A 17,393-nucleotide genomic window follows, 5' to 3' on the forward strand; every position below is an offset into this window, starting at 1 on the left:
TCCAAATACAGCCGGACCGCTCGGGCCTTCAACTCGTCCGGGTATTTCTTCGGTGCTGCCACGTGGGGCTCCTTCCCGGTCCTATCGGACCATGCTCAGAGCCCTCCAAGGAAGCGGGGGAACCTCACAGTGAGGTGGGGAATCCTCGGCAGGCTGGTGGAGAGAGCCATGCCGACATCACGTATCTCACCGAGTCCCGACCACAGAGCACAACCCATTCAGGCCGGGCTCGGGACATCGACCATCGCGTCATTCGACGCCACCGCACTGCTGAACCTTGACCACAACTGCGGCCCTTCTGTTCCGGTTGACCGGTACCACCGCTGTACCGGTCTCCTCCGCGATTTCGGGTTCGAGGGGTATCGCGGTGTACTCTGAGTCCCGCGATTCCGCTGGTAGATCCGATGAGCCGGCGCCGGACCACATAGAGGTCGTGGTACCCGACGCCCCGCCCGAGCTGAACCCACCCGCAGCCGAGGCGCTCCTCCGGCTGATTCTGGCGCACGCCCGCCGACACGAGAACGAGTCCGCCGAAGCTCAGAAATCCGACCCCTCCCCCGATCCATCCAGCACACGCACACCCCACAGCGGTCCAGCGCCCGGCCGCGATATCGATCACGACCAGGAGGACCCACCGCGATGATCAGATTCGCCTTCGCAGGCAGAGTTTCCACCGAGGACCAGCAAGATCCCGAAGCCTCCCGGAACTGGCAGCGGGGCCGCGCCGAAGCCTTGATCGCGCAGCAGGGCCAGATCGTCGCCGAGTTCTTCGATGTCGGCCAATCACGATCCATCCCCTGGAAACGTCGGCCCGCAGCCGCACAACTGCTCGAACTACTCAAACAGCCCGATCGTGGGTTCGACGCCGTCGTCATCGGTGAACCCCAACGCGCGTTCTACGGCAACCAGTTCGGGCTGACGTTCCCCGTGTTCGTCCACTACGGCGTCGAGTTGTGGGTCCCCGAGGTCGGCGGCCCGGTCGACCCCGAATCCGAAGCCCACGACCTGATCATGTCCGTCTTCGGCGGCATGTCCAAAGGCGAACGCAACCGCATCAAGATCCGCGTCCGAGCCGCCATGGCCGCCCAAGCCAAAGTCGAAGGCCGCTACCTCGGCGGACGCCCACCCTATGGCTACCGCCTCACCGACGTCGGCCCACACCCCAACCCCAGCAAAGCAGCCGACGGCAAACGACTCCACCAACTCGAACCCCACCCCGACACCGCACCAGTAGTGCAACGCATCTACCGCGAATACCTCTCCGGCATCGGGATCTTCGCCATCGCCCAACGCCTCACCGCCGAAGGCATCCCCTGCCCATCAGCCCACGACCGCCGCCGCAACCCACACCGCTCCGGTATCGCCTGGTCCAAAGGCGCGGTCCGAACCATCCTCACCAACCCTCGCTACACCGGCTACGCGGTCTGGAACAAGCAACACAAACACGAATCCCTCATCGACGTCGACGACGTCGCCCTCGGCCACCAGACCCGTCCGACCTGGAACCAGAAGGACGAGTGGGTCTACTCCGACCACCCCGTCCACCCCGCACTGGTCAGCAAGATCGATCTCGACAACGTGCGACTACGTCTGGCCTCCCGGGGACCGAAATCCGGCGGCCGGGTCGTTACCCGCACCAAACACACCTATTGCTACACCGGGCTGCTGTTCCACCACGCATGCGGGCGACGGATGCAAGGAACCTGGAACCATGACCGCGCCCACTACCGCTGCCGCTACCCCTCCGAATACGCCCTCGCCAACGACCTCGACCATCCCCCATCGGTCTACCTGCGAGAAGACCACCTCACCGGCCCCCTCGACACCTGGCTCGCCGAGGTCTTCCACCCCGACCACATCGAGCACTCACTCGCCATGCTCGAACAAGTCCAACCCGACACCACACCCGCCCTGGTCACCGCACGCAACTCCCTCGGCGAACTCGATCAGAAGCTGAGCAAGTACCGCGCCGCGCTGGAAGCCGGAACCGACCCGGCCGTAGTCGCGACCTGGATCAAAGAGGTACAAAATCAGCGAGAAATCGTCACCGCACAGGTAGCGGCACTCGAAGCGACACGAGGCACTCAGCGACAGTTGAGCAAGAAGGAGATCAAACAACTTGTCGAGGCCTACGGCGGCCTCACTCCGGCACTTCGCACAGCAGAACCAGGCGAAAAGCAGGAGGTATACCGGCGCCTCGGCGTGAAACTGACCTTCGACCACACCACACGAACAGTGGCAGCCGAAGCTCTCCCTCAGCCGCCCGTGGGCGTAGTGGTTGTGTCCGGAGGGGGACTTGAACCCCCACGCCCTATAACGGGCACTAGCACCTCAAGCTAGCGCGTCTGCCATTCCGCCACCCGGACCGGTGTGCCCAGCAAGAGTATCCGATCGGGAGAACAAGGCAAAATCGTGGGTTCTACCTGCGGAAATGCCAGCCTGAAATCGACGGCCTGTTCCGTGCTGCGGCCGGGGACGGATGCGGTCGGAATCCCGGCGAGACCCGGACGGATGGCGTCCGACCCGATGTCCACGGCCGGCCCCTGGCCGTAATAGGAATAGACCCGAGGCTCTGATGGTTGACATGGCAACATCAATCGTCGTCAACGTGAGGAACCTGCGACATTGTCCGTGCCACTGAGCATTCTCGATCTGGTCTCCATCCCCGAAGGCTCAACGGCCCGCGATGGTATCGCCGCCTCTATGGATGCCGCCAGGACGGCAGACCGGCTCGGCTACCGGCGGCTCTGGTTCGCCGAGCATCACAACACTGCCAACCTTGCCGCCAGCGCCACAGCGCTGCTGATCGCTCAGGCCGCTTCGGTAACCGAGCGTATTCGCGTGGGATCCGGCGGTGTGATGCTCCCGAACCATGCGCCGCTGATGGTTGCCGAGCAGTACGGGACGCTCGCCAGTATGTACGGCGACCGGATCGATCTGGGCCTGGGCCGGGCTCCGGGCACGGATATGATGACCGCCCGTGCGCTGAACCGGTCATCCAGCGAACCGCAGGCATTTGCGGAGCACATCTTCGATCTGCAGGGCTGGTTCGGCACCGACGGAACGGCCCGGAGCGCGCCGATCGTCTCGGCTGTCTCCGCGGGCACCGAGGTCCCGATCTGGGTGCTGGGTTCGACAGTAAACGGGGCCGCCATCGCCGGACAGCTCGGCTTGCCTTTCGCCCTCGCCTCGCATTTTGCGCCCGATCAGCTGGACGAGGCCGTCAAGGTTTACCGGGACACCTTTTCCGGTTCCGCACCCACCGCGCAGATCACCGAGCCCTATCTGATGGCGGGCATCAATGTCATGGTGGCGCCGACGGACGAGGAAGCCGAGCGAGAGTTCACCACGCTCGAACAGATGTTCCTCGATATCCGTAGCGGCCGACGCCGCAAGCTCCAACCACCCCTCGATCCCGAAGAGCTTGCCGCCCAAGGCGGTCGTGATCACGCGATGCTGCGCATCAAGGCAGTCGGCGCGCCGCGGACGGTCGCGCGGGAACTGCAGGAATTCGTCGAGCGCACCGGCGCCGACGAGCTCATCACCGTCACCTACGCATACGATCCCGCAGTGCGGCAGCGCTCTCTGGAGCTTCTTGCCGGCGAATGGTTCGAACCGCCGACGGGTGCGCCCGGAGGCCGTGTTCCATAAGCCCGTCAGGTGGGGGTCGGAGCCTGGTGTCCGGGTGAGGAAGTCGGTGATATGGCGAGGTCTTCGGTAACTGGTTGATCGACCGAGATCCAACTGAACACCGGAGACCTCGTGAACAGCGTAACGGCGTCTTGCCGTGCGGACTTGACCGATGCCCAGTGGGCAATACCGAAACCACTACAGCGGCTCACCACCGAATCCTCGGAGGCACCAAGGGCTGACTGACAGCGAGGAACAGTAGATAGTGCGTCATCGGCCGATGTGCACATTGTCCTTGCGACTCGGAAGCAACAGAGCGATTGCGGCGACTGCGACCATAACCCCGGCGATCGCAAGGAACGCGCGGTCGTACCCCGCGAGCAGTCCATCAGGTGAATTCGCGTCCTCGGTGGCGGGCATGCCCAGGACGATCAGGACGGCGAGGCCGAGTGCGGCGCCGACCTGTTTCGTAGTGTTCATCAGCCCGGACGCAGCTCCCGCATCGCCGGAATCGACTCCGGCGGTCACGGCGGCGGTTATCGGAGTGTTGAGCAGGCCGCCACCGATACTGAACAGCACTGCCGGGCCCAAGATCCCGGAGAGATAGTCACTGTCGGTGCTCAGCTGGCCTTGCCAGGCGAACCCGGCCGCGGCCAGGATCGCGCCGCCGGAGATCAGTGCCCGCCAGTCCACATACCGCATCAACCGTGGGGTCAGCCACACTCCGATCACGAGGGTGACGAGGGTGTGCGGGAGGAACGCGATACCGGTCTGCAGCGGGCTGTAACCCAGGCCGTTCTGCATGGACAGGGTCAGGAAGAACCACATCGGATTCAGGCACGCACCCGCCAGCAGCAACGCCGCATTCCCGGCCACCACCGAACGGATCCGCCACAACCGCAAGGGAAGCAGCGGCGCCGACGCCCACCGCACCTCGAAAATCACGAACGCGGCAAGCAGCACAGCCCCCGCCGCGAGCACGGGCACCGCCGACGACCATCCGGCGCTCCCGGCTTGCCCTGCCCCGTAGGCCACCGCAGCAAGCCCTGCGGTGGCCAGCACCGCGCCGGGAACATCCAACCGAGGCCGCTCCCGGCCCGGACCGTCCCGGTCGATCAGACGCCACGCGGCCGCGGCAACAACAATCCCGACCGGCACATTGATCAACAGAATCGCCCGCCACGACCATATTTCAACGAGCAGGCCACTGATCAGATTGCCCGCCGTGCCGCCGGCCATTCCGACCGCCGCCCACAGTGCCAGCGCGCGAGTCCTGGCCGGGCCCTCGGAGAAGGTCGTCGTCAGGATCGTCAGCGTCACCGGCGCCAGCAGCGCCGCCCCCAGCCCCTGCCCAGCCCGCGCCGCGATCAGCCAGCCCGCCGACGCGGCCAGCCCACCGGCCAGGCTCGCGGCGGTGAACAACCCGAGCCCGGCCAAGAACATCCGCTTACGGCCATAGAGGTCGGCCAGCCTGCCACCCAGCAGCAGCAACCCGGCGAACACCAGCGCATACGCGTTGACCACCCAACCCAGGGCCACCTCGCTCACCCCGAACGCCGAACGAATCGCGGGCAGCGCCACGTTCACGACCGAGATATCGAGCACCACCATGAACTGCGCACCACACACCAGCACCAGCACCGCGGTGACGCGCAGTCGGTTGCCCTGCTTCGCGACAGCCCCCGAGTCGACGCCTACATGCATACCCACACCTCCACTGGTGATACAGACGTATCATATACATTCGTATCATCGAGTTTCCGAACCCGTTCAGACGAGGAGGACCAGTGCCCAGGACGGCCGACCACACGATCCGGCGCGAGCAGATCGCCGACGCGGCGGTCCGCGTCGCAGGCCGCGCAGGACTACAGGCGGTCACCATGCGAGCCGTCGCAGCAGAAGCGGACGTATCTCTGCGGCTGGTGCAGTACTACTTCCACTCCAAAGCTGGGCTGCTCGCCGGCACCCTGACACACCTCACCGAACTCAGCAACCAGCGATGGACACAGCGACTCGCCGTACTATCCGACCCGCCACCACCACGGGCGGTACTCGAGGCGTTCTTCGCCGAGGCACTACCCACCGACGAACCGAGCCGAGCGTTCCACCTGGTCGGCACCTCATACGCAGTGCTGGCCCTCACCGATCCCGAAGTCGCGCAACACCCTTTCATCACGGGAATCGACCGCCTCGAAGCCGTTCTCGCCGAAGCGCTCTCACGCGCCCGGGCAGCAGGCGAATTGAGCATCGATATCGATATCCCCACCGAAGCGACTCATCTGGTCATGCTCAGCCACGGTCTCGGTACCAGCGTCCTCATCGGTCAACACACGGTTGACACCGCCCGATCGGTTTTCCGGCGCTACCTCGACCGCCTCTTCTTGCCCTGCGGCGAATAACCCCACTGCGGCATGGCCGGAATGGCCTCGACGCGGTCGACGTTTTCCGGTGTGGCGAGCGGTAGCGTCGCGAAGTATCACCGGAAAACGAAGGAGAGGCACGCGGCCGCATTCCCGGCTGCGCCCGCGTAAACCGGCCCCCAACGGACAAGCCGATACCATCGCGGTGCAGCACGGTCTCGCGGGTGTTGTGTCCGTTCGCCGTGTCGGCTCAACTTGTGCACCGTGGGTTGATCGAGGCGAACCAAGTAGTTGAACGGCCAGATCTGCCCACCGTGAGTATGGCCGGCGATCTGGAGGTCGACACCGGCGGATGTCAGCGAAGTCGCTCGGCAAGCCGGGACAGCAATGGCCGCTGGCCGGCGGCCAGCTTGTCGTGCGCGGTGGTCGGATCGAACCATTCGACCCGATCGACCTCGGGGAAAGCGCGGCACTCGCCCGACCGGGGCGGCCATTCCATCTCGAATACCCCCGGCACGACCCGAGCCGGATCGAGCTCGCCCTCGACCGCCCACACCGTGACCTGCTTCTTACTCCGCCCGCTGCCGTACCGCACTTCCCCCAACGCGATCCACTCCCCTTCGGGCACCGGCGTCCCCAGCTCTTCCTCGAATTCTCGGGCCGCAGCGGCGCGAGCCTCCTCGGCCGCCGGCTCGTACTCACCTTTGGGGATCGACCACGCCCCCGAATCCTTACGCGCCCACAGCGGCCCGCCCATATGTCCCAGCAGCACTTGAACCTCCGGCTCACGACGAAACAGCAGTACTCCCGCGCTGTACTTCATAGCGTGCAGTGTGCCCGAATGCGCCGGTCGGGCCTACGCCGTGACGAAGGCGATCCACGCCGACGCGGTGATCAGGAGCAGAACCGGTGTCATGACCTGTACGACCCGCGCCCGGTGATGCGCGGGAAACGCGAAAGGAACGGCCACCGCGGTGATCAGCGCGGCAGGCACCGACAATATCGTTCCGCCGATCAGCGCGTAACCGCTCGGATCGAACAGGGGGTCACTCGCGAACCGAGACACGAATACCAGATACAGGCAGCGTAACCAGAGCAATCCGGCGGCAGCGCCCACCCCGGCGGCCGCCGGTCGGTGGGTCCACCGGAAAACGGCCGGTCGCGGGGGAGGACGGGTGGTCATCGGATTCGCTCCGCGATCACCGTGGTGATCTCGATCGCCGGATCGCACACATCGTCACCAGGAGCGGTCGGCCGGGGGACATACTCGGTCTGGAACAGCCCACCGGAAGCTGCCTGCACCCAGATCATGCAGTTCCGATGACCGGTGGCGTGGCGGTCGTCGATCAGGAACGTGGGTCGTCCCGCGATGTCCAAGGTCCTGAAGCCCTCTTCGTCACGCTTGACCTCCTCGAGATACGAGAAGCGGTCGAAAATGTTCGCAGCGAAGTACATTCTGAGCCCATCGACGGCCGTGTGCGGTGGGCCCCACCTGCAATAGCTGGGCCCGAAGTCCAGATTCGGCCCACCGGGTCCGGTAATTCCGAAGCGAGTGAGGTCCTCGGGCCCGAGCACCGTACAAGGATGGTTGTAGAGCTCGGACAAACTCCACGGAGGTGTAGCGGACGGCGGTGTATCCGGATCGAGCACGGGCGGTGATGGCGCAGTCGTCGCGGTGCCCGGCACCTGGCAACCGGCGGCGGCGACGAGCGCCGACCCCATGAGCACAGCACCAATCCGGCGGACCCTGCTACCGGCTTTCTTCTGCATGATTCCCCTTCCTGTGGCAATCACAGCACAGCCCCCTGGGTCGTGCAGCAGTGTCACGCCGAAGAGTTGTCCATCAACCGTTGCGTTCTCCGACGCCTACGGCGGCGAAAACCACTGCACCCAGCGGCCACCCGCGCGCCGATTACTCATTGAAAATGATGTTCAGTACTATCGCTTGCCGTGAAGATCAGCCAGCACCCTCGGACGAGCGCACCGGGGACCGGGACATCCACCGACGACCCGGCCGCGGCCGAAGCCGTTTTCCTCGATGCCACGTTGCGCCTGCTCGAACCACTGTGTGTGCTACCGGGCGAGACCGTCGTCGATGTAGGGCCTGGAGCCGGTTCGGCCACGGTGGCTCTGGCCCATGCCGTGGGTGAACCGGGCTGTGTCTACGTGGTGGACGTGGACGCCGCGATGCTGGACGTCACCATGGAAACCGCCCGCGCGGCGGGTGTGGCCCACCGCATCCGTACCGTGCTGCACGATATCGAGGACGGTATGCCGCCGCTGCCCGCGCGGGCCGACGCGGTCTGGTCGTCGTGGTGTGTGCACCACGCTCGTGACTGGGACGCCGCGGCGCGTGCTCTCCTCGGCATGCTGCGGCCGGGTGGCCGGATATGCCTGGCCGAGGGTGGCCTGCCTGCCCGGTGCCTGCCCTGGGATACCGGTATCGGCCGGCCCGGACTGGAGATACGGCTGGACGAGGCACACGATCGGCATTTCACCCAGTGGTTCTTCGGGCGCCCGGGCGCCGCTCGGCCCGGCCGGGGCTGGGACACGATCCTGCGCGATGCCGGGCTCACCGATATCACCGCTTTCAGCGCGCTGGTCGATATTCCGGCGCCGCTGTCCGGGCCGGTTCGCGGGGTGGTGCTCGCCGAACTGGCGGCCCGGGTCCGGCGTGCCCAGCCGTTTCTGGCCGAGGACGATACGGCGGCCTGGGCGAGCCTGCTCGATCCCGGGAACGCGGCCTGGCTCGGGCACCGCGGCGATCTGGCACTGCTCACCGCCCGGACCGGATTCAGCGGGCGCAAACCCGAGGCGTAGCCGCACAGCGGCGCGGGACGCGACTGCCCCACGGTCGTTCAGCTCGGCATCCCTTCGCACCGCCGTACCACCTCGAGCACCCTGTCGATTTCCTCGGGAGTGTTGTAGACATAGGCGCTCACCCGTACGGCGCGGTCGCGGGAGTCGCGCCCGGCCTGGCAATGACTGTCCGCCCGCACCATGATCCCCTCGTCGGCGAGAACGAAACCGAGGTCGTCGGCGCGCACCCGGTCGTGCCGGAAGGTCACGATGCCCTCCCGGCGTTGGACCACCGAATCGGCGGTGAGGCTGTCCTGGCAGCCGAGTACCCGCACGCCTTCCAGTCCGGCGAGACCTTCGGTGAGCCGGGCACTCAATGCCGTGGTCCAGGCGAGGATCTCGGCCGGCCCGGCGGCGTCGAGCCAGTCGAATGCCGCCACCAGTCCGACGATTCCCGCGGTATTCGGCGTGCCTGCCCATCCGCGCAGGGAAAAGCGTGGGCCGCGCCGGTTACCCGCCCACACCGCGCCGATTCCGGGCAGGGCCAGCATCTTGTGCCCGGAGAACACCAGGAAATCGACATCGAGTTCGGCGACCGATATCGGGCGGTGCCCGACACTCTGGGCGGCGTCCAGGCAGATGGGCACGTCCGGTCCCACTGCCGCACGCACGCGATGCACATTCATATCCGCACCGAACACATGATGCACATGGGTGACCGCGACGAACCGGGTCCGCTCGGTGACCAGCGCCGGGAGCGCCCGGTGATCGTAATCGCCGGAGGCGGGATCCACCGGCACGGGCACCACCCTCACCCGGGTACCGCTGCGGGCGAGGGTGTCTCGTAGATCCAGCCAGGGCCGCAGGTTGGCTTCGTGATCGCCGAACGGGACGATGATCTCGTCACCGTCGGTCAGCACGTCCGCCAGCCAGGCGGCGACGGCCCGCAGGCCGGCGCTGGCGCCCTCGACGAATTCGACTGCCGAATCGTCGCCGTGATCGCCGAGGGCCGTGCGTACGCGCTGCCGGGCTGCCTCGATACGGGCGGTGGTCGCGGTGGCCCACGGATAGGACCCGCGCGCGGCGTTGGCGTTCTCCGTCGTGAGGTATTCGGTGGCCGCGTCCAGCACCGCCTGCGGCTTCTGTGTGGTCGCCGCGTTGTCCAGATACGCCAGATCCGGGTTGTTCGCGATGATCGGGAACTGCGCGCGCAGTGATCGCTGCCAGCCGGCGAGGCGGCCGAATACCTCTGCCGGGTTCGTCACGGTGGTCATCGCCTCAGTCCCGGACCAGGGGCGCGCCGGAATCGCGCCAGGCCACCACACCGCCGCGCAGGCTGCGCGCGTCCCGGTGCCCCATCTTCGTCAGCAGCGCGGCGTAGCGCGCGGATTTCTCACCGACCGGGCAGACCAGCAGCACCGGCCGATTCGACCCGAACGGAAGACCCCCGCGGACCAGTTCGTCGAACAGGTCGTCGACGATGTTCACCGAATTCTCGATATGCAGGGCCGTGAAGGCGAACGATCCACGCAGGTCCACGATCAGCGGTTGGCACTGCGCGATCCATTCACGCGCTGGCGCAACGTCCAACTGCGACGCGGCGGCGATCTCGGTATCGGTCAGGGTCTCGAGCGAATTCGGACGGGACGGCTGGTTGAACAGATCCGGGCGGCGTTTCCGGATATAGCTCATATAGCTTTCGACCCGATCGCACACGATGAATACCGCGGTGCGGCGTTCGGTGAGCCGGTCGTCGAGCGCCGAGAGGTGACGCAGCGCGCCGAAATACGCCGCGCCGGCGGTGGGACCGCCGAGGATGCCGCATCGGCGGTTGAGCGTGAGCATGCCCTCGATGGCCTCGTCCGCCGTCACCGTATCGATGGTGTCGTAGTTGCCGGGATCGAACAGCCCGACTTCGTTCACCTCGTCGATATTGCGGATTCCGGGGATGAAATCGCTTTTGGACGCCACTAAGCCGATCACCTCGACCTCGGGGTTGTGTTCGCGTAGCACGGCCGCCACCCCGGCCGACGATCCGGCGGTGCCGACACAGGCGATGAACACGTCCGGGCCCTGCCCGTCGAGGTCTTTGACGATCTCCGGCGCGGTGCCGGCGAGGTGCGCCTCGAGATTGCGGGGATTGAAGTACTGGTCGGTGTGCAGGTAGCCGTCGCCGTCGCCGATGAGCGTGCGATACATCCGGGTGAGCGGATCTTCGGTGTCGGTGGGATCGAGGCATTCGGTCCGGCCCGGCAGTTCCTCGATCTGCGCGCCGAGCAGCAGCAGCAACTCCTTGATCTCGGGCACCCGCATACGGTTGGTGACACTCTTGAACGGCAAACCGTGCATTGCCGCGATCACCGCGAGCGCCTTGGCGGTGTTGCCGCTGGACAGTTCGACGATGGCGTCGCCGCGTGCCACCGCGCCGGGCAACCGGTCGCGCACCATGTTCCAGGCGGGCCGGTCCTTCACCGAACCGAACGGGTTGAGCATCTCCAGTTTCGCGTAGAGGTCGATATTGCGCAGCCCGTGCACATCCGGGGCGATACGCACCAGCGGCGTATCCCCGACCACCTCGAGAATGCTCTCGTACCTCATGAGCTGCTCCCTTTCCCTGGCCAATACTGTTCATCCAGGCACCACGACCATCCACCGGCGTCGCGATACACCGCCACGGTGCGGGCGATCGGCTGCATCAGCGCGTGGTCCGCCGCGAAATCCATGAAGTAGCCCGCTGTGTTCACGAAGGCCAGCAGATCACCGGGCACCGGGGGGCGCGGCAGTGTCACCTGTCGTCGCGTGAGGAAATCGTCCTCCAGGCAGAGGTTTCCGGTGAGATACACGCTCGCCGGAGCCCCAGGGCGCTCGGGCAACAGGACAGGGTCCATCAGCACCGCGTGGTCCTCGGCGCTGATATCGCGGGAGTTGGCGGCGACCCGGACCAGCGTGTCACCCGTGTGGGTGGTGCGGACCTCGACCACCCGGGCCAGCGTGGCACCGCACTGATCGGTCAGCCCACGGCCGGGTTCGATGTAGAGCTCGTACATGTTCTCCAGGAGCAGTACGGCCAGCGACCGGCCCAGCGAGGGAGATTCCCACGAGAGCAGCTCGTCGAGGTAACGCGGCCCCGCGACCTCCCGATACGCGGGGTAGACACCCAGCGTGCCGCGCAGGGTCCCGGCTTCGGAGCGCAGGCCGTAACCGTGATTCTGCCACGTCATCGGCGGACGCCTGCCGAGCACCGCGGTACCCAGTTCGGTGGTATATCGCTCCCACTGGTCGCGATCGGCCAAGTAGTTCACACCGAAGCCGCCCCCGATATCGATCGCGGTCGGCGCGAAACCGCGCTCCAGCGCCCGGTGCATTGCCAGCAGGCAGCCTTCGAGCGCCAGCGCCTTCTCTTCCACACCGGTGGTGTCGAGGTGGTAGGAGACACCCCGCAGCCGCAGGCGATCCCGGTGCCGGTCGAGCAGATCCAGCGCCACGTCCAGTTCCCGGGCGTGTACGCCGAACCGGCTGGGCCGGCTCAGAATCGGCACACCGGCAGAGTCGAACCCCGATATCCGGATCATCACCGGCACCGGCGGCATCTCGAATCGCGCCACGATATCGGCCAGTTCCGCCAGCTCCGCAGGAGAGTCGGCGTTCACCACCGCACCGACGCGTGCCGCCAGCCACAGGAACTCGGCGTCCTTGGGGCCGGTCGCCATGAGGCGGTCACCGGTGAAACCCGCCGCGAGGACGTGTCGCAATTCCCCCAGGGAGGCCACATCGACGCCGCACTGCCCGGCCACCACACCGCGGACGAGCGCGCTGGACCGGTTGGCCTTGTGCGCGAAATAAGTTCGTCCCGACAACCGGTTCCGGCGGAATACGTCGCGATAGGTTTCCGCGTTCGCGGCCATCCGCTCCGGAACCACCAGATTCAGCGGTGAACCCAGCGCTTCGACCATTACGGACAACCGCTCGGGATCGGCGAGAACATCGCTGAGCAGCCCGTCCACCAGCGGTTCCAGCATCAGTTCCGGATCCACCCTCATCTCCCGTCCGATCTGGGGTCACCACACCGCCGTTGCCGGTTCCCGAGGCGCCCGTTGGAAGCGTTCGGTCCCTTACCGCCACCCAGCCGCTCGGGTTCCGGACGCGACAGGTGTGCCGCGACAGAGTGTCCGGAGGGTCTGCACGGCAACGATTTCCGTTTCCAGAGTAGCGACCCGGCCGGATGATCGGCCGTTGTCCGGCACCAGCCGCAGCCGGACAGGCGTCACCGGGCCGTCAGTGTGTCCAGCAGCAGGTCGCGCGTGTCGGGCCGGCTCCCCGCAACCGTAGTGAATATTGCGTCGCGCAGTGAACACTCTGCGTGGCTGTCCGCGAGCAGGGCTCGGGCCCCGCTGCCCGCGACCAGAGCTCCGGCTGCGCGTAGCGCGAGATCGGCGGCGTCGGCGCGAGCCGCAGGCAGCCGGGTGGTGTCCGCCAGCCCCGCGTCCAAGGCCGTCCGCGTGCGCGCCAGTTGCTCCGCCAAGGCCGTGGCCGCCTCGATTCGGCCTGCTTCGCGGAGCAACCGGATGGCGCGCCCGGCGACACCGCAGGCGGCGCACCCGTTGAGCCGGGAGCCGAGGCTCTGCAGACCGATGAAATCGGCATAGGGGCTCGTCCCGGTCGTTCGGTCCGCGGGTAACAGGAAATCGGCGAATCGCAGGCGCACGGTATTCGTGGCCCGGCCGATGGCGAGATCGATGGGCTCGACGGTCAATCCGGCACCGGCTGTGACATCGGCCAGGCCCGAGACCACCGTTGCACCGGACGGATCCGGCAGCAGAGCCGATACCTGCACCACGTCCACCACGCCCCAGCCGCTGACGAAAGGGGCCTCGCCGTTGAGCAGATGGCCGTCGGCCACGGCCTGCGCGTGTAGCTTCGCCGGTTTCGCCAGCACTCCGGCGAAGGCCGCACCGGCCCGCACCCGTCCGCGTATCAGATCGTCGAGGTACCGGTCGCGAAGAGCCGTGTTCGCGCTGCCCGCCAGACTCCGCACCGCACCGTTGTGCTGCATCCACACGAAAGTGGTGGCCAGGCAACCTCCGGCCAGGATCTCGAGCACCTCGACGATCTCCGCGAATTCCAGCTGCGCCGGCCCCGGTGCGGCCAGGCCGTAGAACCCCGCCCGCGCCAGCACATCCCAGTGTTCCGCCGGCACCGTGCCTGTGCGGTCCACCCGGAGCGCCGCGGGAAACAGCACCTCGTCCGCGATCCGGTGGGCGCGCTGTATGACAGAGTGTGAATCGGCTACGTCGACCATGAAGCCTTCCTGCCTCGCGACCGTGCGGACCTGCCGGAACTCTCGGGCTCGTCACCGCGCCCAGAGCACGCACCACCCACTGCGGCCAAAATAACAAACGCGTATTTTTAACAGCGTAACCGTATGCGGCCGGTCGTGCGCCCTCTTCCCGGAACACCGGCCTCTGCACCCAACGGGACGGCCGCAGCCGAATACCGGCACAAGCCCCGCCCCTCAGCAGGTGCATCAACGCCCGGGTCGCACCTCGGGAGGAAGTACCGGGTGTTGCACTGCGGCCCGCAGGTACGAACGCGAATGCACCAACGGCATCAACACCCCGGTCATCATCGTTGTCACCAGCGCCATGACCACCATCAGTGAGTACAGCGGCGTATCGAGAAGACCCAACTGCAGTCCGACGGTCAGCGCGATCAATTCGGTGAGCCCCCGGGTGTTGAGCAGAGTCGCGAGAGTAACCGACGGACGCACCTCGATCCCGCTCATTCGGGCGCCGGCATAGGTGCCGAGCCCCTTGCCGCCGATCGCGATCAACAGTACGAGGACCAGTTCCCCCAGTCGGAAACCGCCGATTTCGGACAGGTCCACCGCCAGCCCCGCGACAGCGAAGAACACCGGCAACAGCAGCGAAGAAACCCGCCGGACCCACGGTAACGCCCATTCGTACGTGCTGTCCCAGTTCCGGCGTGGCATGGCCACGCCGAAGAGAAAGGCCCCGAAGATCAGGTGCAGGCCCATCCATTGGGTGGCGCCGGCCGACAAGGCCGATCCGGCCGCGACCACAACGAGCACACCTGCGCTTCCTCTCCACGTGACCGTGGAGCGGCGCCGATTCCGGCGATCCCCCAGTCGAGTCAGCGCAGGCCGCACCACGAACACCAGCAGCGCCGCCAACGGCACGACGAACAGAACACGCCACAGCGCACCCGGCCCACCGGCGAGCGCGACGACGACGGCGAGCAGGGTCCACGCCAGAACGTCACCCACTGCCGCACACGCCAGCGCCAGCGCACCGGTCCGCGTTTCCATCAGCCCACGGTCGGCCAGAATGCGGGCCAGCACAGGAAAAGCAGTGACCGACATCGCGGTTCCCAGGAACAGTGCGAATGCCAGGCGATCCGCGCCGGAGTGTTTGTCGACCAGGTACAGCGCCAGCGCGGCCCCCAGCGCGAAGGGCACTGCCATGGATCCCACCGCTACGCGGGCCACCACCCTGCCCTGCCCGCGCAACAGTTTCTCGTTCAACTCCGAGCCGACCAGGAACATGAAGATCACGACACCCGCGTCCGCGAGGATACGCAGCGAAGGGCGCACCTCGGCCGGGAACAGCAGCCGGGTCAGTTCGCCACCGAACAGGGTCGGGCCGAGCAGAATACCCGCACAGATCTCGCCCACCACAGCCGGCTGACCGACCCGCTCGGCGAGCCACCCGGCCAGTCGCGCCACCACGGTGATGACCATCAGCGCCACCAGCAGACGCAGGAGGGTATCCGAAGTCACTGGACCGCTCCGTTTTCCGGCCGAACTGTTGCCTCCACGCCGTTTCGTTGTCCGTTTGCTCCACCACCGTCTCGACACCGCCGGCGACGACTCGCGGAAACATGCCCCCAACCGGACGCACCGGAGCGGTCGGCCACACGCGGGAACAGGGGATCTTCCGAATATGCGGCCGCTGACGCGCGCCGAAGCGCGCCCTCCATCACCATATTGCAAATGATAACGCTTTCCAATAAGCGCCTTCGGATGGTTGCGCATACGCGACGACAACCCGCCGCAGCGGTCGCCGACATTCCGCATCCGGCCCGCATCGCCGGTGGCGCAACGTTCGCCACGGGCACGAACAAGGCGGGCGCACAACCGGACACAGCCGCATCCACCGTTCGAGTGGGTGACGCACCTTCAGGTGGTGGCGACTCACTATTGAAAATCATTTTCAGCCATGCTCAACTAGGACGATGGTCAGGGAGTATGCGGCACCCCCTGCGGGACTCCGCTGGTCGCGGCAACGCGAGTTGATCGTCGCCACGCTCGATACACCAGGGAATTTCGCTACTGCACAGGAGTTACACGCTCGGCTGTGCCGCGATGGACACCACATCGGGATTTCCACCGTGTACCGGACACTGGCAGAACTGGAAAGCGCTCAACGCCTGAACATCACCCGCCAGGAAACCGGCGAGCGAGGGTACCGACTTCGCCCGTCACCGGACGGTGTGTTCGGCGAACAGGAGACGCCCACCGGGATGATCCGCTGGACGCGACAACGCGAGTTGATCGTGTCCGCGCTCGAAGCGGATACGGGGTTCACCTCGGTGCAGGAATTGCACGCCCGACTGCGGCGAGAGGGGCACCGAATCGGGATGTCCACCGTGTACCGGACGCTGGCCGAACTGGAACGGGGCCAGTGGCTCGACACCGTCCGCCAGGAAACCGGCGAGCGGCGCTATCAGCTTCGCAACTCACGCCGGCACCGTCATCATCTGATCTGCCGGCAGTGCGGAGACAGCACCGCCCTGGACGCTGATGTCGTCGAGGAATGGATCGACGAACTCCCCCGAACCACCGGATTCATCGATATCAGGCATGCTCGAACTCGATGGCGTATGCACTCGATGTATCGCATCGCATAACAATAGGTCGCCCGAGAAGCGAGCATCGTGCACCGACCCGGAGTCCACGGCTTAGCCGGCCACCGTGACCGCCCGCAATCCACTTCGTGGATCGGCTCACCATGAATCGGATGTCGCGGTCAGGAAATATTCCAGGTCGGCGCGCCATGCCGAATCCCACGGATCACCTGCCGCCATGGCGGCGTACCGGCCTCGGTAGAACAACAGCGGCCGGCGGGAGTCGGCGGGCTCCGACAGCGCCAGCACCCGGCCGAGGACGATGAAGTGATCGCCGCCGTCTACGACGTCCGCCACCGAACATTGAATGACCGCGAGCGCGTCGCCAAGCACGGGTAGCCCAAGGTCCGAGGTGTACCACTCCGTCCCGGCGAACCTTTCGCGCACGCGGGACCGAGCGGGCACAGACCTGCTGCTGTTTGTCTGCCAGCACGTTCACACAGAACGTTCCCGCCCGTTCGATATCTGCCCACGTTCTCGAACTCTTGTCTGGGCAGAACAGCACCAGGGGCGGGTCCAGGGACAGTGCGGCAAAAGATTGGCAGGCGAAACCCACCGGCGCACCGGCTCGCCCGACGGCGGTGATCACGGTGACACCGGTGCAGAATCGTCCCAAGACCTGACGGAAAGCACGCTGGTCGATCTCGGGAAGGCACGCCGGCGCGGTTCCCGCGGCTACGC

General features: G+C 66.3%; 14 protein-coding genes, 1 tRNA gene and 3 pseudogenes. 5 read left to right on the forward strand and 13 right to left on the reverse strand.

Features of this window, described 5'->3' with window-relative positions; all coding sequences use genetic code 11:
• Positions 1–639: 639 nt before the first annotated feature.
• A pseudogene (locus IU448_RS29175) lies at positions 640–1,539 on the forward strand (recombinase family protein); the annotation flags it as partial.
• A 327-nt stretch (positions 1,540–1,866) separates the two neighbouring features.
• On the opposite strand, the gene IU448_RS29180 reads toward IU448_RS29175, so the two are convergent.
• A complete protein-coding gene (locus IU448_RS29180; protein WP_228814178.1) occupies positions 1,867–2,223 on the reverse strand; it encodes a hypothetical protein in 357 nt (118 codons plus the stop codon).
• A gap of 58 nt (positions 2,224–2,281) precedes the next feature.
• A tRNA-Leu gene (locus tag IU448_RS24015) sits at positions 2,282–2,366 on the reverse strand.
• Positions 2,367–2,625: 259 nt separating this feature from the next.
• On the opposite strand from IU448_RS24015, the gene IU448_RS24020 reads away from it, so the two are divergent.
• Entirely contained in the window at positions 2,626–3,651 is a 1,026-nt protein-coding gene (locus IU448_RS24020; RefSeq protein WP_195057977.1) for an LLM class flavin-dependent oxidoreductase, read from the forward strand.
• A 249-nt stretch (positions 3,652–3,900) separates the two neighbouring features.
• Here IU448_RS24020 and IU448_RS24025 read toward each other — a convergent pair whose 3' ends face one another.
• Positions 3,901–5,334: an MFS transporter gene (locus IU448_RS24025; protein ID WP_195057978.1), complete on the reverse strand. Its 1,434-nt coding sequence runs from the start codon at positions 5,332–5,334 to the stop codon at positions 3,901–3,903.
• An 83-nt stretch (positions 5,335–5,417) separates the two neighbouring features.
• Between IU448_RS24025 and IU448_RS24030 the strand changes: the two genes are divergently transcribed.
• Entirely contained in the window at positions 5,418–6,029 is a 612-nt protein-coding gene (locus IU448_RS24030) for a TetR/AcrR family transcriptional regulator (protein ID WP_195057979.1), read from the forward strand.
• Positions 6,030–6,106: 77 nt separating this feature from the next.
• Here the strand turns inward: IU448_RS24030 and IU448_RS29810 are convergent.
• The 4 genes and pseudogenes from IU448_RS29810 to IU448_RS24045 form a co-directional block, all read right to left on the reverse strand.
• Positions 6,107–6,343, reverse strand: a pseudogene (locus IU448_RS29810) (hypothetical protein); the annotation flags it as partial.
• A 2-nt stretch (positions 6,344–6,345) separates the two neighbouring features.
• On the reverse strand, positions 6,346–6,813 hold the full coding sequence (locus IU448_RS24035) for an NUDIX domain-containing protein (RefSeq protein WP_195057980.1): 468 nt from the start codon (positions 6,811–6,813) through the stop codon (positions 6,346–6,348).
• Between the two features lie 33 nt (positions 6,814–6,846).
• Positions 6,847–7,173 (reverse strand): hypothetical protein, encoded by a 327-nt coding sequence (locus IU448_RS24040; RefSeq protein ID WP_195057981.1) that lies wholly within the window; start codon positions 7,171–7,173, stop codon positions 6,847–6,849.
• The gene (locus IU448_RS24045; protein ID WP_195057982.1) at positions 7,170–7,760 is read right to left on the reverse strand and encodes a DUF3558 domain-containing protein; all 591 of its coding nucleotides are present in this window, start codon (positions 7,758–7,760) and stop codon (positions 7,170–7,172) included. The genes IU448_RS24040 and IU448_RS24045 overlap by 4 nt, the downstream gene beginning before the upstream one ends.
• A gap of 180 nt (positions 7,761–7,940) precedes the next feature.
• Between IU448_RS24045 and IU448_RS24050 the strand changes: the two genes are divergently transcribed.
• Entirely contained in the window at positions 7,941–8,810 is an 870-nt protein-coding gene (locus IU448_RS24050) for a class I SAM-dependent methyltransferase (RefSeq protein WP_195057983.1), read from the forward strand.
• A 38-nt stretch (positions 8,811–8,848) separates the two neighbouring features.
• Here IU448_RS24050 and IU448_RS24055 read toward each other — a convergent pair whose 3' ends face one another.
• From IU448_RS24055 to IU448_RS24075, 5 genes are all read right to left on the reverse strand, one after another.
• Positions 8,849–10,063 carry an aminotransferase class V-fold PLP-dependent enzyme gene (locus IU448_RS24055; RefSeq protein WP_195057984.1) on the reverse strand — a complete coding sequence of 405 codons (1,215 nt, stop codon included), beginning with the start codon at positions 10,061–10,063 and terminating at the stop codon, positions 8,849–8,851.
• Between the two features lie 4 nt (positions 10,064–10,067).
• Positions 10,068–11,387: a pyridoxal-phosphate dependent enzyme gene (locus tag IU448_RS24060; protein ID WP_195057985.1), complete on the reverse strand. Its 1,320-nt coding sequence runs from the start codon at positions 11,385–11,387 to the stop codon at positions 10,068–10,070.
• Entirely contained in the window at positions 11,384–12,829 is a 1,446-nt protein-coding gene (locus tag IU448_RS24065; protein WP_195057986.1) for an alanine racemase, read from the reverse strand. Before IU448_RS24065 ends, IU448_RS24060 begins: the two co-directional genes overlap by 4 nt.
• Positions 12,830–13,053: 224 nt before the next feature.
• Entirely contained in the window at positions 13,054–14,088 is a 1,035-nt protein-coding gene (locus IU448_RS24070; RefSeq protein WP_195057987.1) for an acyl-CoA dehydrogenase family protein, read from the reverse strand.
• A gap of 225 nt (positions 14,089–14,313) precedes the next feature.
• The gene (locus IU448_RS24075) at positions 14,314–15,585 is read right to left on the reverse strand and encodes a cation:proton antiporter (RefSeq protein ID WP_195057988.1); all 1,272 of its coding nucleotides are present in this window, start codon (positions 15,583–15,585) and stop codon (positions 14,314–14,316) included.
• A 455-nt stretch (positions 15,586–16,040) separates the two neighbouring features.
• On the opposite strand from IU448_RS24075, the gene IU448_RS29190 reads away from it, so the two are divergent.
• A complete protein-coding gene (locus IU448_RS29190) occupies positions 16,041–16,715 on the forward strand; it encodes a Fur family transcriptional regulator (RefSeq protein ID WP_228814180.1) in 675 nt (224 codons plus the stop codon).
• Positions 16,716–16,811: 96 nt separating this feature from the next.
• Here the strand turns inward: IU448_RS29190 and hsaB are convergent.
• Positions 16,812–17,355 (reverse strand): annotated as a pseudogene (hsaB, locus tag IU448_RS24090) (3-hydroxy-9,10-secoandrosta-1,3,5(10)-triene-9,17-dione monooxygenase reductase subunit).
• Between the last annotated feature and the right edge of the window lie 38 nt (positions 17,356–17,393).

This window comes from Nocardia flavorosea (assembly GCF_015477805.1).
Lineage (GTDB): Bacteria > Actinomycetota > Actinomycetes > Mycobacteriales > Mycobacteriaceae > Nocardia > Nocardia flavorosea_A.